The sequence below is a fragment of the Priestia sp. AB genome (genome assembly GCF_028369225.1).
GTDB lineage: Bacteria > Bacillota > Bacilli > Bacillales > Bacillaceae_H > Priestia > Priestia megaterium.
Window position 1 is genome coordinate 136,320 of sequence record NZ_JAQMYN010000003.1, and the last position, 22,501, is coordinate 158,820.

Consider the following 22,501-nt stretch of genomic DNA (forward strand, 5'->3'; position numbering starts at 1 on the left):
TATTAATATTTATTAAAAAGAAGCCAAGCAGCTCAGAATACTTGGCTTCTTTTTTTATTTTGATGGATGAATCATATTAGCGGGATTTACCCATTGCTCAAATTGTTCTTCTGTCAGAAGGCCTGTTTTGACCGCTGCTTCTTTTAATGTCGTTCCTTCTTGATGAGCCAACTTGGCGATTTTAGCCGCATTTTCATAACCTATGTGCGGATTTAATGCTGTTACAAGCATAAGAGAATTTTCTAGATTATGCTGAATCTTTTCTTTGTTGGGTTCAATTCCTACTGCGCATTTATCGTTAAAAGCCTGCATGGAATCTGTCAGCAATCTGACTGATTGTAAAAAATTATAAATAATAACCGGCTTAAATACATTTAATTCAAAGTTTCCTTGGCTAGCCGCGATGCCAATCGTCACGTCATTCCCAAATACTTGTGCAGAAACCATTGTTAGAGCTTCACTTTGAGTTGGATTTACTTTTCCAGGCATAATAGAACTTCCTGGTTCGTTAGCAGGAATCGTAATTTCGCCTAATCCGCTTCGAGGACCGCTTGCCAGCCAGCGTACGTCATTAGCGATTTTCATTAAGTCAGCTGCTAATGCTTTGAGTGCACCGTGGGCATAAACCACTTGATCGTGACTTGTTAATGCATAAAATTTATTAGGTGCTGAGATAAATGTTTTTCCAAGCGTGCTGCTGATTTCTTTCGCTACTTCATCGCCGAAGTCGGGATGTGCATTTATCCCCGTCCCAACAGCTGTACCGCCAATAGCTAGCTCCTTCATATACTCTACGCTTTGTTTAATCATTTCTTCATTCTTTTCGAGCATATGATGCCATCCGCTAATTTCTTGTCCTAGTGTTAGCGGTGTAGCATCTTGTAAATGAGTTCTACCTATTTTAATAATATCTTTAAACTGCTCTTGCTTCGCAGCGAACGTTTCTTTTAATGTTTTTAGAGCAGGCAATAATTGATCTTCCACTTCTAGTACAGCTGCAATATGAAGAGCTGTAGGAAAAGTATCGTTAGAGCTTTGTGACATATTCACATCATCGTTTGGATGAAGCGTTTCGTCGCCATTTATTAGCTGGTTTCCTCGGTGGGAAATCACTTCATTTACATTCATGTTTGATTGTGTTCCGCTTCCTGTCTGCCATACTACTAAAGGAAAATGTTCATTCCATTTCCCTTCAATAATTTCGTTAGCAGCTTGCACGATGGCTTCCGATTTCTCAGCTGATAGTTTGCCTAGTTTATGATTACTAATAGCCGCACTTTTCTTCAAAACCGCAAAAGCGCGTATTACTTCAATCGGCATTTTTTCAATCCCTATTGGAAAATTTTCTTTACTTCTTTGCGTTTGCGCTCCCCATAGTTTATCTTCTGCCACTTTGATTTCTCCAATTGAATCTCTTTCGATACGATAGCTCATAGTTAGAACTCCTTTTCATTATTTTCTTTACCTATTAGTATTGATTATATGGATGAATTTCATGACATAATAACAATTATTCACTGTTGAAAATTCCCTTTATTTTATTTTTCAAACGCTCTTGAATACTTTGATTATTTAGCTCATAGTTTATTTTGATTTTCTAACATAAAAAAAGATCCGAAGAATTCGCTCTTCAGATCTTTTTTCGAATACGTCTAATTTCATTTATGAATCCATACAGCACCAGCTGAATTGTCTTTTGCTTCACCAATTACGTCTAATTTCAATCCGTTTTGAGGAAGCAAGCGGCCTGCATCTTTAATTCTTTCATCTAAATACGATTTTTTGTCGTTGAAGCTTGTAACTCCATTTGATTCTTTAGATGAAATAGTTCCCCACGTTTTATGAGAATATGACCAAGCAGGTGATTTATCAAATGAGAACGCCGCGTCTGCAATTTGATATCGGCTTGAATTTGCTGTCGTGCTAATCCCATTCACATTAAAGTAAAGAACTTTATGAGCATGTGAATCAACTACACCAAGGAATCCTTCACCCGGATGTTGTCCTACCCAGTTATCAAGGTAACTTTCATCTGCGTACCAAAGCAGCATGCCTGTATTATATTTTGCACCGCGCGCGAATTGAAGTGCTTTATCGCTGCCTGCATAGTTTCTCCACTCAAGGTAATAATAGTTATCTTTATAGCTGATGCCGTTTGTCTTTTCAAATCCATCTAACGTTACTTTTGGCGCTCCTTCAGCATCGTCCGTAAATACCGTTTGTCCATTTACTACTAAACTTACATTATCAAGTGCAAATCCTTGAAGAGCAAGTCCTCCGTCCGTTACGTATTCAAATTGAAGCTTGATTTTTTTACCTTTAAACTGCGTTAAGTCATAGCTTTTATCTTCCCAGTTTCCGCCGGAAGTTTCAGCAGAACCGTCCGCATTATTCGCTTTATCACCAATTGTATCTAACAGAACTTTTGAACCGTCAGGAAGAATCGCATTTACATATAAATAATCGTATTCTGCCTCCACTTCATAGAACGCTTTATAATTGAACGTCGCTGTTTTGGCCGCTGTTAAATCAAACTCTGGCGTCGTCATTGTCGTATGCAGATCGTCTCCGCGCTTACTGTAGTAGTAGTTGCTTCCAAACTCAGGCTTAATCCCTTGAACAGCTTTTTTAGGTAAATTAATCTTCACAATACCCGGTCGTTTGGATTTTGTCACGCTTTGATCAACCACGCTCACAGAGCCCGATTTTGTAATGTTTTTGCTGTCGATTTGTTGAATATTTGCCCAGTTTCCACCCATATTTGCTTGGAAAAACTCTTTATTTTGCGGGGAGAAACTTGTCGGTTCTGTTCCAGCTACTTCACCAGCCCAGCTCCCTCCGCTCATAATTGACCAAACGCCTACCGGCTCACCTTGACCCGTATACTGTGTATCATACTCATCCGGCAAACCTAAATCATGGCCAAATTCATGAGCAAAAACGCCAACTGCTCCGTCTTCTGGTTCAATTGTATAATCATAAGCAGCCATGTTTGTTCCAGGAACTTTATACACTTGTCCCAAAGTAGAGCGATGAGACCAGATAGCATCGTTTCCTAGTTTACCTCCACCTGCTTCTTGCCCAGTGCCAGCATGAATGACCATTAAGTGGTCCACTATGCCGTCAGGCTCATTGCGGTTGCCGTCTCCATCGATATCATATTGGTCGAACTGATCATAATCTGAAAGGTTAATGCCGCTTTTTGCTGCTGCAGCAAGCGCTTCTTTTACAAGATTACGAGGCCCTTTAGATCCAGGCGCATTATCGTTTCCTCCCGCTGGATTGTCTGCTCCGTATTCTTTTGCGTTTCCAGGTACAGTTAACCAGTCAGAAACCGTTCCATCTACTGTGTAACTACCTCCAGACTGTTCTTCATAATATTGCTTAAACGTTTTAATTTTTTTACCGTTAAATAGCTTAAAGTCTTTCTTTCCAAACATTAATTGCTGATAGTGATTTCGGTTAAAATCTTTTGCATACATGTAGCCAGGTTCTTGAACGACATTGTTATGCTTAAAGTCTGCATATTCGACTAAAAGAACAAGAACCTTATCTTTTCTCACTTGTCCTTTATAGTTTGCCTGAGCTGCAGGTTTAACATTTACCCCGTTCCCCGAATTGTTTCCTTGAGACTTAATGTTAGCAAATTCGCCTCGTTGAAACTTTTCTTTTTGTTTTGTTTGCATTTCTTTCGCTTTCAAATCAATTTTGCTAGCTTTATGTCCCTTCATGCTCTCTTTATGTGCATCTTTTTTGTTTATGTAAGAAGTAACGGCTTTCTTCACTTCTTGCGGTGTTGCACTTTGAGAAATAACTCCTTGGTTTTTCAGTGCGTTAGCCAATCTTTCTTCCGGTACTGTATTCATATCAATTGGTGAACTTGGAAGTTCCTCCGATTGTGCGGTTTTAGCTGAAGCAGCACTTCCATTCATAAGTACTGGCCCCACTCCGCTTAATGTAACAGTTGTGGCAAGAAAAGATGTCCCCAAAATCTTTTTCCAGCTTTTCAAGTAAACCCCTCCATTTTAGAATTTTCAAACTATTAGCAAGATTTATTTTATATTCTAAAACTAGGAAGGTCAACTACATTTTACTATATTATTAAAATTTTTTGATTCTAGTAGATAATGTAAAATAATTTTATAGTATGTAACTAGTTTTCTTTGCCTGACAATTAAAATGTCTGATAAACCCTTCTTACATATGCAAATTCCATGCCAAATCGATAACCAAATCTAAAAATATATGAAGCATATTTTTTTAGGAAATTAGAACCATCTTTTCGGTATTACTATTATATAAAAACAAAAATTCCCCATTATGGATACAGAAAGATAAAAAAATCACTTCTCAATAGACGAGAAGCGATAATTTCTGTATGCAAGTAAATTTAAGAATGTTCTTTTTGACGCTGCAGCAAGATATGATAGAGCGACATGCTCCAAATAGACATATTGCGCGCTGCGATTTCATAAGGTTTTTCATCAATTTTAAACAAGAAATCCCCTTCATAACTCACAGATTTCCCTTTCTTTTCCAGCTCTTGTTTAACAGCTTCAATCCATTCTACTGCATTCGTATAATGCTTGTTCAAACGAACTTTAATAGTTTGATTCCTGTAATGAATAAAAGATGTAACTCCCCAAAAAATTAAGACAAGAAAAAGTACCATATACAGCAATTGCATGATAACGATCCCCTTCTTTCTTCATTTCATTATTTTCAATGAAGACTTAATTTAGATGAGTAAATATTACTATTCTCCTTTTCAATCGTCATCTCCTTTAAAAAAGTAAATTCCTTTTCCACGCGGACGTATAAAATAAATCCATGTACTTGCTCTCTCATCTTTTTTACTAACGTTTTCTGTTAAAAAATGATAAGCTAATAGAATGATAAATAGAAAGGGAGGGCGACGAGTTGTCAACTGAACAAGTAAAACTAGCAGCCGTTTTAGATGTTGAAACAACGGGATTAAGTGCGCAAACATGCGATATTATCGAACTAGCAATTGCTGTTGTTTCTTATGATTCTTCTACCGGAGAAATAATCGACATTGTAGAAGAATATGAAGAATTTAATATGCCTTCAACTCCCATTTTCCCGTACATTACAAACTTAACGGGAATTACAAATGAGATGGTTAAAAATAAAACATTAGACGATAAAAAAGTGGAATCGCTGTTAACTAGCGTTTCGGCTATCATCGCTCATAATGCTTCTTTCGATCGCAGTTTTCTTTTAAAACGGTATCCATCTTTATCTAACCAAAAATGGCACTGCTCTATGCGTGCTGTCAAATGGAAAGAGTACGGCTTTCCTAATAAAAAACTAACAACGCTTCTTGATCATCATAATATTGAGAGAGAGCACGCTCACAGAGCTATGGATGACGTGAAAGGAACCATTGACTTGCTAAGACAGCAAAATCCTAGTGGAGAGCCTTATTTTTCTGAAGTACTAAAAAAAGCAATGAGCAAACCTAAAAAAACAGCGGCTTCCACTCGTTTTTAACTCAACAAAAAAAGCGCAGCTTCTGCGCTTTTTTTGTTTTTATTTGCCTATTTCTTAAGTGTTGAGTTATATGTTTGAGGAGTATGATTGGAAACAGCGAGGCTGTAAACGCACCGAAAAAAAAAGAAAAGTGCCTGCTTTCAAGCAAAAAAAGCCGCGGAGGAACAAATTGAACAGCTGGTATTTACACACATATACGAAATCAGCTGAATTTCTAATAATCTGGAAGATTTTAATTATACTTCTCTTATTTTTTGATTTTGAAGATCGTGATGCGTTTGTTCTAGTTCACTTAAATTCAATTCGTACAAATGTCTCCCGTCTTCTGCTTTAAAGTAACCCGATTCAATAATTTGATTCATTAAAAGATCTTTCTTTTGCTCAAATGCTTTTTCAGATGTCATGTTATCATCTCCTTTTTTAGGTAAATATCTTTCATAGAAAAGACGTACACCGCTTGTGGCATACGTCTTGTTGCTTTTCACACTCGTTACCTATGTTTAAAAACAACGCAATCGTTACATTTTATCGAGAAGGCTGCTTATGTCTTGCAGCCATATTGAACATTTTGGTGATGCACTACTCTTATACCCTTCATGGTGTTCTTAAAACGCAATTGGAAAAAGATTTTCACAAAATTTGTTTTTCATCTACTGCTCCGCTTTCAAAATGCGGCTGTGCGGCGATTTTTTTCGTTGCTAAACTGACCACCATTAATACAACTAAATTAATAAATAAAGAAATAACGCCGACATTTGTATCTTTAATGATTTGTGGCAACGAAGGAAACAACGTGCCAAGCGTTGTTTCAGTAATCGTTATATACATCACAGACGCAATGCCGGCAACAATACCTGCACATGCCCCGTATTTAGTCACGATATTGTTTTTCATTAAACTAAAAATAAAAGCAGGAAACAGCTGCGTCACAATGCTGTAGCCCATTAGTAAAAGCGTTACAATCGTATTCCCTCCATGAAGTGTAAAATAGACTGAAACAAGCGCAATGACCGGCACAAAGTATTTAGCCAGTATCGAAATTTGTTTGCCCGTCGCTGAGGGAACAAGAACGCCATAAACGTTTTTAGATAGTGACGTAGAAGCTGCCATCAAAAGCATCGATCCAGGCACAAGTGCTGTTAATAAACCAGCTGCGCCAATAAAGCCGACAATCCACGGGTCAAATGTTTGAATGGAAAGACGAAGCAGTGACAAGTCCGCTTCTGCGCCTTGTAGTCCAGGTACCTGCATAAGAGCAGTAAACCCTACAAAAAAGACAAAAAGCAGCATTAACGTATAAATAGGACTTATAATAGAATTCTTTCGAAATACATTCTCGTTTTCAGCTGAATACGTTGCATTAAACGTATGCGGCCACATGTAAAATCCTAATACGGTCAGCATGACTGTAGAAATAAACCACGAAATACTTAGACCTGTCTTGGGAAGAGTAAGAAACGTTGGATTTGCTTGATGCACAGCCTCAAACATAGGCTGTAAGCCTTCGTAGTAATGAAACGGCATATATATTCCTAAAAATAAGACGACAATAAAAATCATAATATCTTTAACGATAGCCGTCCACGCGGAACCATGTATGCCTGATATCATTAAGTAAACCGTTAATGATATGGCTCCAATCCAAATGGCTGCGGTTGAAGAGATAGAGCCATAAGAAGCTTCAGATACAATAATACCTAAGCCTTTGAACTGTAAAATAATATAAGGAACAATTGCCAGCACCCCTGCGCATGAAACAACGATGCCTAGAAACGGGCTTTTGTATTTTGAAACAAAAAAATCCGGCTGAGACATGAGCTTATGCTGCTTCGCATATCGCCATATTTGCGGACCAATCCAATACCCTAGCACGTACGCTAAAGAAATATAGGCTAAAATATAAAACGCTGGCCCTCCTTTTCCATATGCCCAAGCGCTTCCTCCTAGAAACGTAAAAGTAGTATAGATTTCACCCGCCATCAAAAAGAAGACAAAAACAGTTCCAAAACCTCTGCCGCCTACGCTCCACTGTTCTAAATCCATTTTTTTGCCCCGCGTAGCTCGAATTCCAAGATAAATAGCTAAAAGTAAAAAACCAAAAATAATAATCAGAGCGGTATTCATTATTTATCTCCTCCTTTAACAGCAGGATCGAGCTTGTACACAATACCCATAATAAAAGACGTAAGGATTACCCACATAACAATCCAAAAGAGAAAAAAAGGCATCCCTAAAATAAACGGCGTTACTTTGTTAACAAAAGGCAATAAACCTAATATTCCTACAAACGGAAGCAAGCAAAGAAGATAAATTATTTTCATAGAACTCCTCCTTAATCACACGGCTTATCAGTACTTATCTAAATCTCATTATGTACTTCTCTTATTCTTCTCTTTACACCTCCATTCTTGAGCTAAACGAGACGTTTGGCATAGAAAACCGCCGTTTATTTGTTCCTTAGTATCTTCCATTTGTCCCCATGTGAAAAGGAGTTTGTAAGGCATGCTTACAAGATTTTGAATGCAGCAGAATATAGACAAACAAAAAGAAACGGAACTGGAGAGCAAAGGTCTCAATTCCGTTTCGATTTAGCATTTCTATACTTTTTCTTTTTTCTTTACACCAAGCGAAGAGAGAGCTTGTTTTAAATGTCCAAACGTTTCAATTTTATTAAAACTAATTCCTACATTAACAGCCGTCTGAGCCATGTCAGGACTCACTCCTGACATAATCGCATGGATGCCTAGCAGCTGCAAAATGTTAATCAAATCAAAAAATTTGTGAGCAACATACGTATCTACATAATTTACACCCGATAAGTCAATGACTAGATGCCTTATATGTTTTTCTGCACACTTTTTTGGAACAACCTCGATAATAGAATCACCTTTGATGTCATCAATAAGCCCTACTAAAGGCAAGACCGCGATGTGATCTACAATTGGAATGACAGGAAAACTCGTTTCGTCGATTAGCTCTTGCTGAAGACTTATTTTTTGCCTTGTGATTTTATAATACTGTTCGGAGAATTCATTAATGAGTTTATCAAATGTTGTATGATAAACTTCGCTCCAAGACAGTATATCTTCTTTTGTAATAGATGAATGTATCAGACTATATGTTTTGACATACGTCCAAATAATTTTTCTTGTTTTGCTTAGCGCTTCTACTACCTCGTAAATCGGCGTATCAAATTTAATTCTGCTGTTTACTACTTCCGTCGTCCATTTCACCATACGTTGTTTAAAAATCTTTTGATCGTCAAGAAAGCCGCTCGCAATTGTTTCAATCGTATAAAGATGCTGCTCACGCAGCTTTTTCTCAACTGAAGAATCTGCGTCCTTTGAGTAAATCGATCCTTTAATATTACTTCTTTGGCGCAGCCATTCTTCACTGATAGAGGCTGAATTTTCTAAAATATATTCAAAAAGACGTTGATTTTGTTCACTCACTACTGTTTAACCTCCCTTCACTTTCTCCTTCTGTCCAATTACTTACAAAACGCACCTTATGATAAATTCATGCTTCATATTTTTTCCTCGTCCATCTCTATCATACACGATAACCGCTCTGCATACTTATAGAGAATTAGATATAAACAAGCAGGTATTTAATTATCTACATAGATAAACTGCCGTATATGATGCAACTATCATTTATTTTCACATGAAAGGATGTTAATTGTATTGAAAAAATCAATTATTTTGTTGGGGATTCTCGCTACAAGTATTGGATTATCCGCTTGTTCAAACAATACAACAACTTCTTCTGCCACAAACTCTTCTGCACATTCAGGTCATGAACATCACAAAGCTGCAGTTGCTGATATTCGCGAAGAGACTCCGGGAGCAGATGTTTTGCCACAGTTTTTGAAGAATCAGCCTAAAGATATGAAACTAGTTTATCTATCCGTTGCTAAAAATCGTGAACTACTTGAAAAAATCCCTTGCTACTGCGGATGTGGCATGGAAGCGAATCACAAAAACAGCTATGACTGCTTTATTTTTAAAAATAAAAGAAACGGAGCAGTTGTCTGGGATGATCATGGAACAAAGTGCGGATTGTGTATAGAAATTGCAGCTAAAGCTATGCTCGACTATAACCGAGGCAAATCAATAAAAGATATCCGCAAAGACATCGATGAAAAATATAAAGAAGGCTATGCACAACCCACTCCTACTCCTTCCTTGTAGAGCATTGGCAGTTTTTAAGCAAACATTCGCGACAGGTATATATAAAAGTAGAAAATATCAAAAACACGTTCTTTTTTAGCGTTTTGAAAGCTTGTTCATCTTTGAAACAGCAAAAAACACTCAAATAGCTATTTGAGTGTTTTTTGTGTACTATTCTTTCACAAACTCTTTTGTACTTCTTACTGTATCAATCGGACGCACGAGCTTCTCAATTTCTGCACGTTTTGGCTCTAAAAACGGAGGCAGTGATAATTTTTCTCCAAGCGTTTCGTAAGGTTCATCTCCCATAAATCCTGGTCCATCTGTCGCAAATTCAAATAAAATTTGCGGAGCCACTCTTGCATACAACGATTCAAAGAAGTGACGATTCACATAACCAGACGTATGGAAACCGAAGCTTGGCATTCGATTAATCCACTCTTCAAGAGCTTGTCGATTTTCTACGCGAAAAGCAACGTGATGAACAGTTCCAAAACCTTGCTGAGCCTGCGGAAGTTTTTCATTGTGTTCTACTACTACTTGCGCACCGTTTCCTCCTTCTCCTACTTCGAATAGGTGAAGATCTCCTTCTTGAGCAATCTCTTTAAATAAAAGGACTTTTTCCATCATTTCTTTAAAGTAATTAAACTCGGCAATACGAATAAAGATAGGACCGAGTCCCGTAATAGCGTATTGAAGAGGGACAGGGCCTTTTTGCCAAGGAGTGCCTGATTCAACTCCTTGATTTCCTTCATCGGAAATTAACTGATACTGCTGATCATCAAAATCAACAAACGAAAGCGTCTTTTTCCCAAATAGCTCTTGAATCCCCGTATGATTTACTTCTAAGCGATCAAAGCGCTTTACCCAATAGTCTAAAGCCGCATCATTTGGAACGCGGAAAGATGTTTTTGAAATTTCATTTGTTCCGTGAAAACCTTTTGGAATACCTGGAAAATCAAAAAAAGTCATGTCTGTTCCGGCGCTGCCTTTATCATCTGCAAAAAACAAATGATACGTTTGAATATCATCTTGATTGACCGTTTTTTTAACTAAGCGCATGCCTAACACATATGTGAAAAATTCATAATTCTTTTCTGCACTGCTTGTAATAGCCGTTACATGGTGTATTCCTTTTAAGTGGTTCATTCTACATTCCTCCGGATAAATCGTCTAGTTTATCATTCGCTATTTATCTTTAATTTGAATATCTTTAATTAAAGATAATATACCATAATTAATTTTCCTTTGTCAATAAAGTATGGATGATCTCGGAAGGAAATATGTATATTTTTACATTTAACCAAAACATTATAAATGAGGCCGAGCCAAATCGGCAATAAAACATCGTATAAAACAAAGAGCTTTTACAATTCAAAAGCTCTTTGTTTATTCTTTAATTTTCAATATGCTTGATTATAACTGCAGGATTGCCTCCGACTACCACGTTATCAGGAACATTTTTTGTCACAACGGCACCGGAAGCAATTACCGCATTGTTGCCTATTTTCACTCCAGGATTAATAACGGCTCTTCCTCCAATCCAAACGTTATTTCCTATTTCTACCCGTTTTCCAAACTCAGCTCCTGAAATTCTTTCAAGAGCATGCAAAGGATGAGTTGCTGTATAGATATGTACACCTGGTGCAAGAAAACAATTATCTCCTATTCTTATTTCACATACATCTAAAAGTACGCAATCAAAGTTAGCATAAAAATTTTCTCCAACATGAATGTTAGAACCGTAGTCACAGCGGAAAGTAGGCTCTATGCAAAGAGAATTTCCCGTAGACCCAAACAGTTCTTTTAATAAGTTTGCACGTCTTTCTTCTTCCCTTTCTGTTGTTTGGTTATAAAGCCTTGTTAATCTTCGAGCGTTTTCACGTTCTTTTATTAATTGCGGATCAGCGGAAAGGTATAATTCTCCATCCAGCATTTTTTGTTTTTCTGTTTTCATTTTGCATCCCCTTTTTTGTAGTTCCTTCTCTAACCGATACTGATTTATTCTCTTACACGATATCATGTTTTTAAACCTTTGTCCGGTATTCGCTGAGATTATCACCCCCCAGGCAAACATTAGTTAATTTAATAACTCCCGGAAGCTAATTTTTTAATCTTTTTATATAAAAGGAATAGTAAGAGAAAACTTCATCACATATACTATATAAATTTATATAAAAGGCAGGGATATCATGAAAGCACAGCGCTTGGTAGATGACCAAAAAGGAACATACAGCAAGGAAGTTCAGAAGCACTTTAACCTAAAAATAAATGGAAAAATTTATACACAACCCTCGCCGCAATCACCTTCCTCACCCCCTATGCAGAAGAAAAATCTTAAATACAAACCTCAAAATAAAGTTCTACGCACGTACGATAAAAAAGATAAAACATTAAATGACACACAAGAAAAGCTCATAAAATCTGCAAAAACTAGATTAACTAAATATGAAAAGCTTCTATTAAGCAATCAGCTTTCAGAATCTGCGGTTCTTTATTCACCTTCTGGGTTAGAAGAGCTGGTACGAATGGCTAGTAGAGAGGAGTGAACGATTTGTGTTGGATGAAAAAGTAATCATTGATACAAACATTTGGGCTTCACATGCGCTTAATTATCCAGAAGTTGTGGAATATATTAATGAACTTATTTCAAATAACGCGGAATTTTTAATGCCTACCGTTGTAGAAATGGAACTTCTGTCGCATTGGGAAGTAGAAACAAATCCTCAAGTCAAAGCAGTAAAAAATCATTATATTTACGATATGACAGATAAGATTGTGGACGTTACAAGTGAAATTGCACAGCTAGCAGCTCAAATTCGCAGAAAAGCTAAAATAGAATCCAATAAAAAAATTAAAGGCCCAGATGCGATGATTGCCGCATCTGCTTTTATACATAATGCAAAACTGATTTCCAACAATAATAAAGATTTTGCTTGGATTACATTTAATTTCAGCTACCGAGGTCAACCATTATCTTATGTAAACCCTATTAAAGATACGATTGCTTACGCTTCTTTTATTAAAAGCTTTGAACATCCAACCCTTCCCGATGCTGATAACTTATAAGAAAACGAGAAGGAAAGCTAAGCTAATTTGTTTTTATTTTCAAAATACTCCTTGTCTCCCGCCTTTTTCAAATTAAAAGTTTGATGAGTACATACTCCAATTCTTTCTGTAATGAATAAAGTAAAAAGCATAAAAACTTAGGCGGTGAAAAGAGTGAATTATCAATATTACCCGGAACAACCTTTGGAAGAGTATCAATATGGCTATGATTATTATTCAAGTCCCCAAGAAGCTGACGAAAGATTCTCTTACGGTTATTATCCATATCCTCGCCCTCGTCCATTTTATCCTTACCCTTATCCTCGTCCCATTTATTACCACCCCCCTTACTTTTACCCTCGCCCTCGTCCATTTTACCCACACCCAGTGTATTGGAGATAAAAAAAGAAGAGCTATCAGCTCTTCTTTTTTGTTTCTTGATATTTAGACATCTCTTCTTGAATAATGGTCACAAACGCTTCATTTTGTTCAATTTCAAAAACGGTAATAGCTTTTTCTAGGTAGGCTATTCCTTCTTTAAGCTCACCAAGCTGACAGAGTGCTTCTCCAATTTGATAGTGCAGTTCTCCTAATAAATAAAGTGTCTCATGCTGAATACACAGCTCTAGTCCTGCTTGTGCATATTTAACCGACTTTTCATAACGTTCCATTTGCAAAAGCGCACGCGATAATCCATATAAAATTCGAATTTTGACTAGAGGATCTTTTAATTTAGGAAGCAAAGCAATATGCTGCAATCCTTCCATAAACGTACTGAACGCTTTTTTTAAATGACCTTCTTCTTCATAAATAATGGCAATACTATTTAAAATAGCAATCTCTTTTTCTGAATAAAACTGTTCGCTCGTACGCGTGAACGCAATGGCTTTTTCCAATTTACGAAGCGCTTGTTCAAACTTATTTCCAATATAATAATCACATATGGCTTCGTGCCATAGGAAAAATTGTGCGTGAAAAGGATCTTGAAACATAGGATTATCTTTTTCTTTGTTCACCATATGTAACACGGTTTCATAATCGCGTTTTCGTATATAATGCCTAATGGTCGATTTAATTTCTTTTGAATAATCGTTGGGCGTTAGCTCTCCTGCTTCAAAGAAATAATTCATCGGAACCCCTAAGCGTTTCGATAAATGATAGAGAACTTCACTGCTTGCATGAATTTCACCTTGTTCAAATCGATGTAGCTCTTCTTCTGTACAAATTCCTTCTGATAACTCGACAGTTGTCATTTCCGCTATCTTTCGCAGATCTTGAATCAGCTGACCTACTTGTTTTTTATCATTCAAAAAATCACCTTACTTAAAACGTACAAACCCCGTTAAAACAACGTTCCGTTATAATATTGTAAGCCTATTGTACATTTAGATAGTTTTTTTATCAATAGAAATAAGAAAAAAATTCCAATAAAAATTCTTCTAATTATATTGACGTCACACCTAACCCACTTAACCTTTATAAAATATCACCTTGAATTGATAAATTAATTCGACTAACTAATTTTTCTAAGTCCTTGATTAATTCATTAGGGGTGCAAGTATTATTCATTACGTTATTACATATCTTTAGAAGCTCAAGTTTAACTTCTATGTTAATCTCCTTTGATTTCAATTGCTCTTCCACAACAAACAGCCCCTTAATAAGTACATATTATCATAAAAAAGGATTTTTTTGTTATTTTCTCATATGTTTTTGCTTCAAATTTCTTTCTCTGACTTAAAATAAATTTCTTTTTACCTATATTATTTTAATGTATACTAAAAAAACTATATATCCAGAAGGAGGAAATTTAATGACAATCTTTACCGTAGATGCACTTTTAGAAAATAACTCTCAAGTACTACAATATTATCAAACTGCTAGTCGACTAGGGGAAGACATTTGCAATGATCCTCAAAGTGAGACATCTGAAGGTTTATCTCGTATTTTATCTAACCGACAGCTTACTTTTGAAGAGCGGTGTGGCGGAAGACCACTAGGTCAAGAAGTTAAAAGTTTAGCAGATGATGCTTCCAGTTCTTATGATGTGGAGTAAAATAATAATGTGCAAGGTTTTGAAGTCTTGCACATTATTTACAATTGTTGAGATTACTTTTCCTCTTCATTGTTTTCACCAATAAATTTGCTTAAGTCAATCTTTCCCTCAAGTATCAGTTTATCTATTATGGCATCTACATATAGACTTACACACTTCTTTCTAATCTCTTCTTGTTCTTCTAAAGTGCGTTTTCTTTTTGATGGAACGACTTCCATTGTAATCTTATACTCCTTTTTCTTTTTCATTACTCTTACACCCTTTTTCCTCTTTTACTCTATGATTGATATAATCCATCATCATATTTTCAATAATGTAGCATTAAACATACGCTTTAGTTCCTCTACATCTTTAGCAGTAGTAATAATCCATGCTCGTATATCTTTATCCATCTTACTCTGCAATACTCTACATGCTTCATTACGCATAGCTAATACTATATCCGTTAAGTGTTGTGGCTTATCATACATATCCACCACTGTTACTGCCATCCATAAATAATCTACATCTAATATTAGATCGCCATGTTCCATATGTTCTTTTACATAAGTAGTTTTACCACTACCTATCGCCCCATTAACAATAGTAACATTGCTTTCTCTCATATGTTCTCTTACCTTCTTAATCTTCGTGTACTTAGTACCATCTACTCCAAAGTGAATTTTATGATGATGTGCTTTACATACTAATTGTAGATTGTCTATTGATAAACGTTTACTCCAATCCTCTTTCACTTCTATAAGGTGATGGACTATTTCAACAGGAGTAAGCCTGCCTTCTTCAAGACAGACCTTGCATAAAGGGTTTAACCTCTTCTTCCTATTGCGTAATTTAATCCATGAAATACTAGAATAAAAGGCTTGTTCTTTCTTATCTATTCGCTGTTCTTTATACTCTCGATGAGTATCTTTCCTACACTTATCACAATATGTATCATAAGTTAATTTTCTACATTCCTCCGTGTTACATATCTTAGGACTCTTGCGAGGCACGATGTGTTTTAATCACCCTTCCTCTTCCTTTTATTATTTAGCACATATTTCAATTTATGTAATTTAGACATAATAAAAAGCCACCCAATTAGAGCAGCTTAAACTTATAAAAATATTAACTTTTATTTCAGCTCTAAAAGTAAATAACTTAGCGCCCTATCTAATGCTTCAGATATATTTTCAACCTCTTCAATCAACTCTGCGCCAGATTTCAAATGATAAGATAAACCCGTATCAAAAATTTTAATTCCACCAGCAACCTGATAGTTAGATTTTAAAACTTTCCTCAAGCTCAATACAGATCCTTGGATTTTAAAAGAAACTAAACAGTCTGGAAATGAAATTTCATTTTCCACTTTATTAAAATTGGCTTTAGGCTGTTGATTATCATTTAGCTTTACATTTAACATCTCAATGAAAGAAACAATAATATCTTGAACCACTAACAGTTCGAAATGCTTTCCTGAAATTTTAGAAACATAAGCATTAATCCAATTTTTATCGACCATATCTATTACCACCTTTTGTCTATTCTATTCGACAAAAAGTTATTTATTCTTACCTTATTATTATTTTTTCTTCTGTAACTATAAACTGCACCACATTATTTAAATTGCTATGCACTAGCTCTTTTTCATTCGAAACAAATTTTTCATGTTTTGTTATATGACTAATAACTTCTTTCTTTGATGTGGCTTCAAATTTTAATTCCTTTGTCCTGCCATTTATAAATTCAAAAACAACTTTAAATTTAAGCATATGTGTATCACCTCTTCATCTACTAGTTCGACAAAGAATGACAAATCACCTGTTTTTAATAAAAAAGGACACTGAGGAATCAGTATCCTTATGCTTATTACTTCAATAATACCCCCTGAAACTGAAAGGTATGGCAGGTCCCGAAATAGGCGACTGTCCTCCACCCCCAAGTTTCGGAGCCTTGGCAGGATACCCCAATGGATAATTCCCCCACCAACTGTCAACTTCACCACTAGAATTCAGTACATATCCAGTAGGACGTCCAAAGGAAGGCATGAAATAAGGGTAGAAAGTATAGTTAAAAGGCGTATAGAAATTAGAATAAAACATTTAATCACCTACTTTGTTTGAATTTGTAAAAAAGCCTTCATTAAAATATGAAAGCTTTTCTTTTATTGTGAATCATCGTTTTCAACAACTTTTTATTACTCGAACAAAATAAAAAACACCCAAGCTATGGGTGCTTTTTATACACTTAACATGTTAAAGGAGAAAACGATTCGTTAGCAAAAGAAGTACTGACCATTAATATTATGCTCGAATGTGAATTTACCTATACTGTGCGGTTCTCATTTTTTATTATAAAGCTTGCTAGTCCAATATCAAGAACTGTTCTTTCATGAGATTGTATGTCCCATAATTGTTGATGGTAATCTGGTATATATACACTTCCGTCATATTGAGCTTTAATAACACGTCGGAAATTCTCACTTGAGCATTGCACAATGTAGGACTTTACGCCATTTTCCTCTACAACATTTAGTACTTTAAAATCAAATTGAATTTTCATTCTCTAACCACCGACTCTCTACCTAATAATTTCTACAAAAAGTGTAATAATCCTTCTCTATATATTACTAAAAGAATATTTTCAGCTGTCATTATTCAATATAACTTTTAGCTGCTCCATACGAAAAACCATAAACTCCAACTAACCATAATCTCATTTCATGCCTTTGCTCATCAGTTAACTCTATGTCCGTATCTTCTGGAACGTCTTCATATTCAATATTTCCCTCTAACAACTGTTCGAAGAGTACTTGATTCATTAATATTAGCTCCATTCTTAATAATGATTTTATGTTTCAGCATATTAACTTCTACAAAATAAAAAGCCACTTTAAATGAGTGACTTAAACTTATAAAAATATTAACTTTCACCTAAGCTCTACAAGTAAATAACTTAGTGCCCTATCTAATGCTTCAGGTATAGTTTCAACCTCTTCAATCAACTTTGAACCAGTTTTTAGTTGATAAACTAAACCTGTATCGGAAATTTTAATCCCACCAGCAACTTGATTGTTAGATTTTAAAACTTTCCTCAAACTCAATACAGATCCTTGGATTTTAAAAGAAACTAAACAGTCTGGAAATGAAATTTTATTTTCCTCTTTAATAAATTCAACTTCTGGTTGTTGGTTTTCATTTAATTTTACATTTAACATGTCAATAAAAGAATCAATGACACTTTGAACCGATAACAATTCGAAATGTTTTCCTGAAACTTTAGAAACATAAGCATCCATCCAGGTTTTACTTTTCCCCATTAATATTCCCACCTTTTGTGTAGACTATTTTATTCTACAAAAGGCTAGTTATTCTCACTTTTTTAAATATTAATCAATTTTCAAGATTCTTTCCGACATAGGTAAATCCGAATTCAATTTATGAAGTTATAACAATAATAACCTCGCCTATTTCTCTAGCCCGTCTATACATAATTGACAAGCTAAACATATGTTAGTGTATATTCTATTTCTTCATCGATGAAAGGATGAGAACGTATGGTAGCTAAAATCAATTCACTTACGATTGGTAACATTTCTGGAGGAACTTTTATTTTTGGAAATGTAAATCAAGTGTGGCCCGTTACAAGTACAGAATCCAATTCACAAACAGGTTTGAGATCAAATGCAAGTCCTAATTCAAGTTCAGTAATAGGCTCTCAAAACACTTCTTCTCAACAGTCGCCTAGTTCAACACCTACTCAGACGCCTACTTTAGGAAGTGGAAATACAAATACACTTTGAAAAGCATCTCTACGTATAAGGATGCTTTTTATTACAACATTTAATTTACATATAATTCACATACACTTTTGATAGAATGTAAACTAATAATTGATATATTCAAAAGTAACTTGATAAGCTTCATTCTTGGTTAAACCTTGTAAACTCATTAAATACTCAACCAACATTACTCGTTAATTACTAGCTAAAGGTTCATCATCTCCTTCACTAATACGTAATATTTCTTCATCACTGAGTTCTCCATCTAATATTTTCTGATAAAATTCATCGATTATTATACAACCAACCTTTCTAGACATTATTAAAAGTAGATACTATATTCTAATTTCACAATGAACTTAATATCATTTATTGTACTTAAGACAACGGGAGATGATACTGATGAGCAGATTTGATATTGAAACCTTAAAAAAGATTCGTGATGATTTACAAGAAATTCACTCTACTGCTATTTCTAATTATCATGACTATCCAGAACTTATGGATACAATTGATCATTTAGCAACAGTTGCTAACATGTTCGCAAATGATAAAATTGAGAACCTTGTGAATAATAACTTGCGTGCTGACCCACAAGGTTACATTGTGTCAAAATTATCGTCTGCTTCTTCACGTATGAAAAATTATCAAAAAGGCATCGGCAAGCGTGAAGTAGGTTCTTATGAAAATTGAATACACAGGCTGGAGATTTTATGATGACTATACAGAAATTTATGGTAGAAACTACTTAATTCATCATGCTGGCTCAATGTTGGTGCCAGTTTCAAGAATAAAAGGCTTGACTCATGATAATGTTTTGTCTGTAGAAAAGTTAAATCGTCTTCTTAAATCGATTGAGAATCACGGATATGTAACAACTAGTTCCTCTCATATGGATATTAATCTAACATTATTTCCAAACGGTGATTTCTGCGTTAGCAATGGAGGTAATCATAGACCATATTTAGCAAAGAAGCTAGGTATAACTATTATTAGAGCCGTTGTGGATGTGTGCATTCCACTTAATCTTTTGACAGATGAACAAATTCAATATTTTGAGTCTATAGGTTCTTACGATTTACCTAATAGCCCAGAATTAAAAGATGTAGCATATGCCCTAGAACTAATGCCTAGCCAACAACTTGCTAAACAAACTATAATTCATATTCAATAAGCACCTAATAGGTGCTTATTTTTTATTAGCTAAAATAATAAATATACTGACGAATATATCAGAATCCTTTAATTTATATCGTTCAGAAAGTCATAAGTTTTAGACAGAGATAAACCGTTTTAAAATGTATACTTATATGGGCTATTTTAAGTAGTTAGTGCTCATAAAAGCAACAATATTATCCCCATGATACAAGCGAGCTCTTTGATACAATAAGGAAGTTCGCTTATATTTTTAGTTATTGTGGAACAACTATAGCTTTTAGCCCATACCAGGGAATCCACCCATACCAGGGAATCCGCCCATACCAGGGAATCCACCCATACCAGGTGATCCACCCATACCAGGGAATCCACCCATACCAGGGAATCCGCCCATACCAGGTGATCCGCCCATACCAGGTGATCCGCCCATACCAGGGAATCCACCCATACCAGGGAATCCGCCCATACCAGGTGATCCGCCCATACCAGGGAATCCGCCCATACCAGGGAATCCGCCCATACCAGGGAATCCACCCATACCAGGTGATCCGCCCATACCAGGGAATCCGCCCATACCAGGTGATCCGCCCATACCAGGTGATCCGCCCATACCAGGTGATCCGCCCATACCAGGTGATCCGCCCATACCAGGGAATCCACCCATACCAGGGAATCCGCCCATACCAGGTGATCCGCCCATACCAGGGAATCCGCCCATACCAGGGAATCCGCCCATACCAGGGAATCCGCCCATACCAGGGAATCCGCCCATACCAGGTGATCCGCCCATGCCAGGTGATCCACCCATGCCTCCATGTCTATCAAAACTTTGTCTTGTGCTATCCATATTATCTCTCCTTCAAATAGGTTACAGTCTAGACTATGTAGAAACAGTAATAAGGCATAGACATATACCTATTCCCCCAAAAAAATAATGAAATTTCCAAAAATTTATTACTTATATTTATCAGATAACGTATTGGATTAAAGAGTAACAATATCATAATTGCTAAATATTTATATACCCCACACTTTTAACGCCTTCATCACATCATCATTTTCACCTGATGGTCAATTGTTTCGGTAATATTGAGCAGCAAGTGACACAACACTTACTGTTCTTTTTTATTTAAGTTATTTAAATAAATAATTTGTCGTCATTTCATCACAATAAATAAGTTCAACCTAAATTAACCTTGAAAGACTAACTTAAGTTGAACTTATTAAGATATAAAAGTACCTTCGAAAGGATGCTCTTTTTTTCGCAAAATAATTTCGTAAGAGTACAAATCGCTATATCTTCGTTCTAAATCACCGAATTGAATAGTACTATTTAGTTCTTTACCTTTTTGGATTAATTCAAGCTTCTTCTTTCCTGCCTACCTCTATTTTTGATAGCAGAGCATCTATTTTAATATTAACTTGACTATTAATAAATAATTGTAATTATTTATTAATTCTTTTCCCTTCAGTTTTTTCTTTTTCGTAGACTGTGTCCCTAAGGTCATCAAACTTCTCTACTAAATCTGCTCTTCCTAATTTTATTAAAGAATTATACCACTCTTCAATAGAAATTAATTTTATGTCTTCATTTCCATGGTTGAATTTATGACCTCTTAAATATAATAGCTAAAGTTCTCTACATTCTTTTCTAGCTGTATACTTTTTTACTGTATCGTCTGTGAAATAAGCAAATGAGGATAATTTAGCATCAATCCAGATATCTTCATTTATAATAAAGTCGGGTCTAACGTCGGGTCTAACATTGTCTATCCATTTATTACAAGAAACCTCATTGAATAAAAGCTCAATAGCTTCTTTTGCTAATTCTTCAAACTGCAGCCCATAAGACCACAATTCCTTGCCTAAATGCTTCATATTAGCAAATTTATCCTCCATATTATATTTCACAAAAAATTCTTTAAGCCCACCATGTGTTTTAATAATCCAATCTCTCATTCCAGTTAATTTATAAGTAACAAAGTCGGCCGAAATAAGCACTTGTCCCTTTTCTTTTAGCATTTCATTTATTTTTTCTAAAACAAGTTCATCTGAATATATAGTGTTATTAATCTCAACGTAATCTTGCAAATCAAAGGTATTTAAAAACTCTTCAAAACTTCCATGTTGGTTATAAATATATGCATAAGCCCCCTCATATTTGCCCTTTATTATTTCTGGGTTAAATACACCACCATTTAATATGAATTGTTCTTTAATCAATCGATAGCATAGAGCATCATTCCAGTTATATTGAGCGTAATAACTCTTATTAAAGGCATTAAAAATTCGCTTTATTTCATCTACCGTCAATGTTTCAACCTTATGTTTTTGGAACTTTACATTTCTAATTTCATTAAGGACATTCTCTGATAAAACTCCCTCACGTTTTAAGATATTAAAAGCAGCACGTGTCTTTTGAAGGTAGTTATTAACGCTAGATGCCTTTACTCCTTTTCGAGCAACCTGCTTAAAGCGGCTACTTGTATCAGACTTTTCATGAAGCAACCAATTAATAAAATCTCTCGCATCATCCAAGGTAATATCAGAAACCTGTTTGCTGCTTTCGAAGAATGTAATTAAATCGTTAAAAACGAAATTGTATTGATTTAAAGTACATTGAGCCATGCCTTCTAAAGTTTTAATCTTAATAATTTTCTCTTTAGCTTGTTTAAGATTTATTTGAGTTACTTTTGCTCCCTTTCTTATTCGCTTTGCACACAAAAAAGGCAACCCCCTTTGAATATGGAAGTTGCCTTAACAGTTCAGGTAGTTTTTTTATTATAGACAATT

29 protein-coding genes are annotated in these 22,501 nt (G+C 35.4%); 8 read left to right on the plus strand and 21 right to left on the minus strand.

Annotated features, from left to right (window positions below; translation table 11 throughout):
- Positions 1-54: 54 nt before the first annotated feature.
- From fumC to POF52_RS10355, 3 genes are all read right to left on the minus strand, one after another.
- Positions 55-1,434, minus strand: coding sequence for a class II fumarate hydratase (gene fumC, locus POF52_RS10345; protein ID WP_271992425.1), 1,380 nt, complete (start codon positions 1,432-1,434; stop codon positions 55-57).
- A 224-nt stretch (positions 1,435-1,658) separates the two neighbouring features.
- Complete coding sequence (locus POF52_RS10350) at positions 1,659-4,010, minus strand: immune inhibitor A domain-containing protein (RefSeq protein WP_271992427.1); 2,352 nt, start codon at positions 4,008-4,010, stop codon at positions 1,659-1,661.
- A gap of 380 nt (positions 4,011-4,390) precedes the next feature.
- Positions 4,391-4,687, minus strand: a complete 297-nt coding sequence (locus POF52_RS10355) for a hypothetical protein (protein ID WP_271992429.1) — start codon at positions 4,685-4,687, stop codon at positions 4,391-4,393.
- Between the two features lie 233 nt (positions 4,688-4,920).
- Here POF52_RS10355 and POF52_RS10360 point away from each other — a divergent pair, with 233 nt between their 5' ends.
- On the plus strand, positions 4,921-5,514 hold the full coding sequence (locus POF52_RS10360; protein WP_013083122.1) for an exonuclease domain-containing protein: 594 nt from the start codon (positions 4,921-4,923) through the stop codon (positions 5,512-5,514).
- A gap of 236 nt (positions 5,515-5,750) precedes the next feature.
- On the opposite strand, the gene POF52_RS10365 is transcribed toward POF52_RS10360, so the two are convergent.
- The 4 genes from POF52_RS10365 to POF52_RS10380 all read right to left on the minus strand — a co-directional run bounded on the left by POF52_RS10365 (position 5,751) and on the right by POF52_RS10380 (position 8,966).
- Positions 5,751-5,918, minus strand: a complete 168-nt coding sequence (locus tag POF52_RS10365) for a Fur-regulated basic protein FbpA (protein WP_013057013.1) — start codon at positions 5,916-5,918, stop codon at positions 5,751-5,753.
- Between the two features lie 226 nt (positions 5,919-6,144).
- Complete coding sequence (locus POF52_RS10370) at positions 6,145-7,638, minus strand: sodium:solute symporter family protein (protein ID WP_271992434.1); 1,494 nt, start codon at positions 7,636-7,638, stop codon at positions 6,145-6,147.
- On the minus strand, positions 7,638-7,835 hold the full coding sequence (locus POF52_RS10375; RefSeq protein WP_013083119.1) for a DUF3311 domain-containing protein: 198 nt from the start codon (positions 7,833-7,835) through the stop codon (positions 7,638-7,640). The genes POF52_RS10370 and POF52_RS10375 overlap by 1 nt, the downstream gene beginning before the upstream one ends.
- 276 nt (positions 7,836-8,111) lie before the next feature.
- Complete coding sequence (locus POF52_RS10380) at positions 8,112-8,966, minus strand: STAS domain-containing protein (RefSeq protein ID WP_271992437.1); 855 nt, start codon at positions 8,964-8,966, stop codon at positions 8,112-8,114.
- A gap of 234 nt (positions 8,967-9,200) precedes the next feature.
- Here POF52_RS10380 and POF52_RS10385 point away from each other — a divergent pair, with 234 nt between their 5' ends.
- Positions 9,201-9,707, plus strand: a complete 507-nt coding sequence (locus tag POF52_RS10385) for a PCYCGC motif-containing (lipo)protein (RefSeq protein WP_013083117.1) — start codon at positions 9,201-9,203, stop codon at positions 9,705-9,707.
- 150 nt (positions 9,708-9,857) lie between these two features.
- On the opposite strand, the gene POF52_RS10390 is transcribed toward POF52_RS10385, so the two are convergent.
- On the minus strand, positions 9,858-10,835 hold the full coding sequence (locus POF52_RS10390; protein WP_016764075.1) for a ring-cleaving dioxygenase: 978 nt from the start codon (positions 10,833-10,835) through the stop codon (positions 9,858-9,860).
- 247 nt (positions 10,836-11,082) lie between these two features.
- A complete protein-coding gene (locus POF52_RS10395) occupies positions 11,083-11,643 on the minus strand; it encodes a maltose acetyltransferase domain-containing protein (RefSeq protein WP_271992440.1) in 561 nt (186 codons plus the stop codon).
- A gap of 235 nt (positions 11,644-11,878) precedes the next feature.
- Here POF52_RS10395 and POF52_RS10400 point away from each other — a divergent pair, with 235 nt between their 5' ends.
- The gene (locus tag POF52_RS10400) at positions 11,879-12,235 is read left to right on the plus strand and encodes a hypothetical protein (protein WP_013083114.1); all 357 of its coding nucleotides are present in this window, start codon (positions 11,879-11,881) and stop codon (positions 12,233-12,235) included.
- 7 nt (positions 12,236-12,242) lie between these two features.
- Positions 12,243-12,755: a PIN domain-containing protein gene (locus tag POF52_RS10405; RefSeq protein ID WP_013083113.1), complete on the plus strand. Its 513-nt coding sequence runs from the start codon at positions 12,243-12,245 to the stop codon at positions 12,753-12,755.
- A 67-nt stretch (positions 12,756-12,822) separates the two neighbouring features.
- Here POF52_RS10405 and POF52_RS10410 read toward each other — a convergent pair whose 3' ends face one another.
- The 3 genes from POF52_RS10410 to POF52_RS10420 form a co-directional block, all read right to left on the minus strand.
- On the minus strand, positions 12,823-13,107 hold the full coding sequence (locus POF52_RS10410; RefSeq protein ID WP_271992446.1) for a hypothetical protein: 285 nt from the start codon (positions 13,105-13,107) through the stop codon (positions 12,823-12,825).
- A 43-nt stretch (positions 13,108-13,150) separates the two neighbouring features.
- A complete protein-coding gene (locus POF52_RS10415; protein WP_013083112.1) occupies positions 13,151-14,044 on the minus strand; it encodes a helix-turn-helix domain-containing protein in 894 nt (297 codons plus the stop codon).
- A 166-nt stretch (positions 14,045-14,210) separates the two neighbouring features.
- On the minus strand, positions 14,211-14,378 hold the full coding sequence (locus tag POF52_RS10420) for a hypothetical protein (protein WP_155660336.1): 168 nt from the start codon (positions 14,376-14,378) through the stop codon (positions 14,211-14,213).
- A 169-nt stretch (positions 14,379-14,547) separates the two neighbouring features.
- Between POF52_RS10420 and POF52_RS10425 the strand changes: the two genes are divergently transcribed.
- A complete protein-coding gene (locus tag POF52_RS10425; RefSeq protein ID WP_230183847.1) occupies positions 14,548-14,790 on the plus strand; it encodes a hypothetical protein in 243 nt (80 codons plus the stop codon).
- A 53-nt stretch (positions 14,791-14,843) separates the two neighbouring features.
- Here the strand turns inward: POF52_RS10425 and POF52_RS10430 are convergent, their stop codons facing one another.
- From POF52_RS10430 to POF52_RS10460, 7 genes are all read right to left on the minus strand, one after another.
- Entirely contained in the window at positions 14,844-15,038 is a 195-nt protein-coding gene (locus POF52_RS10430) for a hypothetical protein (protein WP_271992454.1), read from the minus strand.
- A 51-nt stretch (positions 15,039-15,089) separates the two neighbouring features.
- On the minus strand, positions 15,090-15,782 hold the full coding sequence (locus POF52_RS10435; protein WP_271992455.1) for an HNH endonuclease: 693 nt from the start codon (positions 15,780-15,782) through the stop codon (positions 15,090-15,092).
- 122 nt (positions 15,783-15,904) lie between these two features.
- Positions 15,905-16,291 carry a hypothetical protein gene (locus POF52_RS10440; RefSeq protein WP_043982414.1) on the minus strand — a complete coding sequence of 129 codons (387 nt, stop codon included), beginning with the start codon at positions 16,289-16,291 and terminating at the stop codon, positions 15,905-15,907.
- A gap of 49 nt (positions 16,292-16,340) precedes the next feature.
- Positions 16,341-16,541, minus strand: a complete 201-nt coding sequence (locus POF52_RS10445; RefSeq protein WP_043982413.1) for a hypothetical protein — start codon at positions 16,539-16,541, stop codon at positions 16,341-16,343.
- Positions 16,542-17,094: 553 nt separating this feature from the next.
- Positions 17,095-17,331, minus strand: coding sequence for a hypothetical protein (locus tag POF52_RS10450; protein WP_016764066.1), 237 nt, complete (start codon positions 17,329-17,331; stop codon positions 17,095-17,097).
- A 91-nt stretch (positions 17,332-17,422) separates the two neighbouring features.
- Positions 17,423-17,590 carry a hypothetical protein gene (locus POF52_RS10455; RefSeq protein WP_157842275.1) on the minus strand — a complete coding sequence of 56 codons (168 nt, stop codon included), beginning with the start codon at positions 17,588-17,590 and terminating at the stop codon, positions 17,423-17,425.
- A gap of 108 nt (positions 17,591-17,698) precedes the next feature.
- Positions 17,699-18,088 (minus strand): hypothetical protein, encoded by a 390-nt coding sequence (locus tag POF52_RS10460; protein WP_271992462.1) that lies wholly within the window; start codon positions 18,086-18,088, stop codon positions 17,699-17,701.
- Positions 18,089-18,325: 237 nt separating this feature from the next.
- Here POF52_RS10460 and POF52_RS10465 point away from each other — a divergent pair, with 237 nt between their 5' ends.
- The 3 genes from POF52_RS10465 to POF52_RS10475 all read left to right on the plus strand — a co-directional run bounded on the left by POF52_RS10465 (position 18,326) and on the right by POF52_RS10475 (position 19,724).
- Positions 18,326-18,571, plus strand: a complete 246-nt coding sequence (locus POF52_RS10465) for a hypothetical protein (protein ID WP_043982408.1) — start codon at positions 18,326-18,328, stop codon at positions 18,569-18,571.
- Between the two features lie 381 nt (positions 18,572-18,952).
- Positions 18,953-19,243 (plus strand): hypothetical protein, encoded by a 291-nt coding sequence (locus POF52_RS10470; RefSeq protein ID WP_230183849.1) that lies wholly within the window; start codon positions 18,953-18,955, stop codon positions 19,241-19,243.
- Positions 19,233-19,724 carry a hypothetical protein gene (locus tag POF52_RS10475; protein ID WP_043982406.1) on the plus strand — a complete coding sequence of 164 codons (492 nt, stop codon included), beginning with the start codon at positions 19,233-19,235 and terminating at the stop codon, positions 19,722-19,724. The genes POF52_RS10470 and POF52_RS10475 overlap by 11 nt, the downstream gene beginning before the upstream one ends.
- Positions 19,725-19,985: 261 nt before the next feature.
- Here POF52_RS10475 and POF52_RS10480 read toward each other — a convergent pair whose 3' ends face one another.
- Both POF52_RS10480 and POF52_RS10485 read right to left on the minus strand, forming a co-directional pair.
- Positions 19,986-20,555, minus strand: a complete 570-nt coding sequence (locus POF52_RS10480) for a hypothetical protein (RefSeq protein ID WP_271992465.1) — start codon at positions 20,553-20,555, stop codon at positions 19,986-19,988.
- A gap of 782 nt (positions 20,556-21,337) precedes the next feature.
- Positions 21,338-22,432, minus strand: a complete 1,095-nt coding sequence (locus POF52_RS10485; protein WP_271992467.1) for a phage integrase SAM-like domain-containing protein — start codon at positions 22,430-22,432, stop codon at positions 21,338-21,340.
- Between the last annotated feature and the right edge of the window lie 69 nt (positions 22,433-22,501).

What these genes read in the sequence shown, in the direction of transcription:
- fumC (WP_271992425.1), bottom strand. Translation starts at nt 1,434, where the DNA reads ATGAGCTATCGTATCGAAAGAGATTCAATTGGAGAAATCAAAGTGGCA.
- POF52_RS10355 (WP_271992429.1), bottom strand. Translation starts at nt 4,687, where the DNA reads ATGCAATTGCTGTATATGGTACTTTTTCTTGTCTTAATTTTTTGGGGA.
- POF52_RS10365 (WP_013057013.1), bottom strand. Translation starts at nt 5,918, where the DNA reads ATGACATCTGAAAAAGCATTTGAGCAAAAGAAAGATCTTTTAATGAAT.
- POF52_RS10370 (WP_271992434.1), bottom strand. Translation starts at nt 7,638, where the DNA reads ATGAATACCGCTCTGATTATTATTTTTGGTTTTTTACTTTTAGCTATT.
- POF52_RS10375 (WP_013083119.1), bottom strand. Translation starts at nt 7,835, where the DNA reads ATGAAAATAATTTATCTTCTTTGCTTGCTTCCGTTTGTAGGAATATTA.
- POF52_RS10390 (WP_016764075.1), bottom strand. Translation starts at nt 10,835, where the DNA reads ATGAACCACTTAAAAGGAATACACCATGTAACGGCTATTACAAGCAGT.
- POF52_RS10395 (WP_271992440.1), bottom strand. Translation starts at nt 11,643, where the DNA reads ATGAAAACAGAAAAACAAAAAATGCTGGATGGAGAATTATACCTTTCC.
- POF52_RS10400 (WP_013083114.1), top strand. Translation starts at nt 11,879, where the DNA reads ATGAAAGCACAGCGCTTGGTAGATGACCAAAAAGGAACATACAGCAAG.
- POF52_RS10410 (WP_271992446.1), bottom strand. Translation starts at nt 13,107, where the DNA reads ATGGACGAGGGCGAGGGTAAAAGTAAGGGGGGTGGTAATAAATGGGAC.
- POF52_RS10425 (WP_230183847.1), top strand. Translation starts at nt 14,548, where the DNA reads ATGACAATCTTTACCGTAGATGCACTTTTAGAAAATAACTCTCAAGTA.
- POF52_RS10430 (WP_271992454.1), bottom strand. Translation starts at nt 15,038, where the DNA reads ATGAAAAAGAAAAAGGAGTATAAGATTACAATGGAAGTCGTTCCATCA.
- POF52_RS10440 (WP_043982414.1), bottom strand. Translation starts at nt 16,291, where the DNA reads ATGGTCGATAAAAATTGGATTAATGCTTATGTTTCTAAAATTTCAGGA.
- POF52_RS10445 (WP_043982413.1), bottom strand. Translation starts at nt 16,541, where the DNA reads ATGCTTAAATTTAAAGTTGTTTTTGAATTTATAAATGGCAGGACAAAG.
- POF52_RS10450 (WP_016764066.1), bottom strand. Translation starts at nt 17,331, where the DNA reads ATGAAAATTCAATTTGATTTTAAAGTACTAAATGTTGTAGAGGAAAAT.
- POF52_RS10455 (WP_157842275.1), bottom strand. Translation starts at nt 17,590, where the DNA reads ATGAATCAAGTACTCTTCGAACAGTTGTTAGAGGGAAATATTGAATAT.
- POF52_RS10460 (WP_271992462.1), bottom strand. Translation starts at nt 18,088, where the DNA reads ATGGGGAAAAGTAAAACCTGGATGGATGCTTATGTTTCTAAAGTTTCA.
- POF52_RS10465 (WP_043982408.1), top strand. Translation starts at nt 18,326, where the DNA reads ATGGTAGCTAAAATCAATTCACTTACGATTGGTAACATTTCTGGAGGA.
- POF52_RS10470 (WP_230183849.1), top strand. Translation starts at nt 18,953, where the DNA reads ATGAGCAGATTTGATATTGAAACCTTAAAAAAGATTCGTGATGATTTA.
- POF52_RS10475 (WP_043982406.1), top strand. Translation starts at nt 19,233, where the DNA reads ATGAAAATTGAATACACAGGCTGGAGATTTTATGATGACTATACAGAA.
- POF52_RS10480 (WP_271992465.1), bottom strand. Translation starts at nt 20,555, where the DNA reads ATGGATAGCACAAGACAAAGTTTTGATAGACATGGAGGCATGGGTGGA.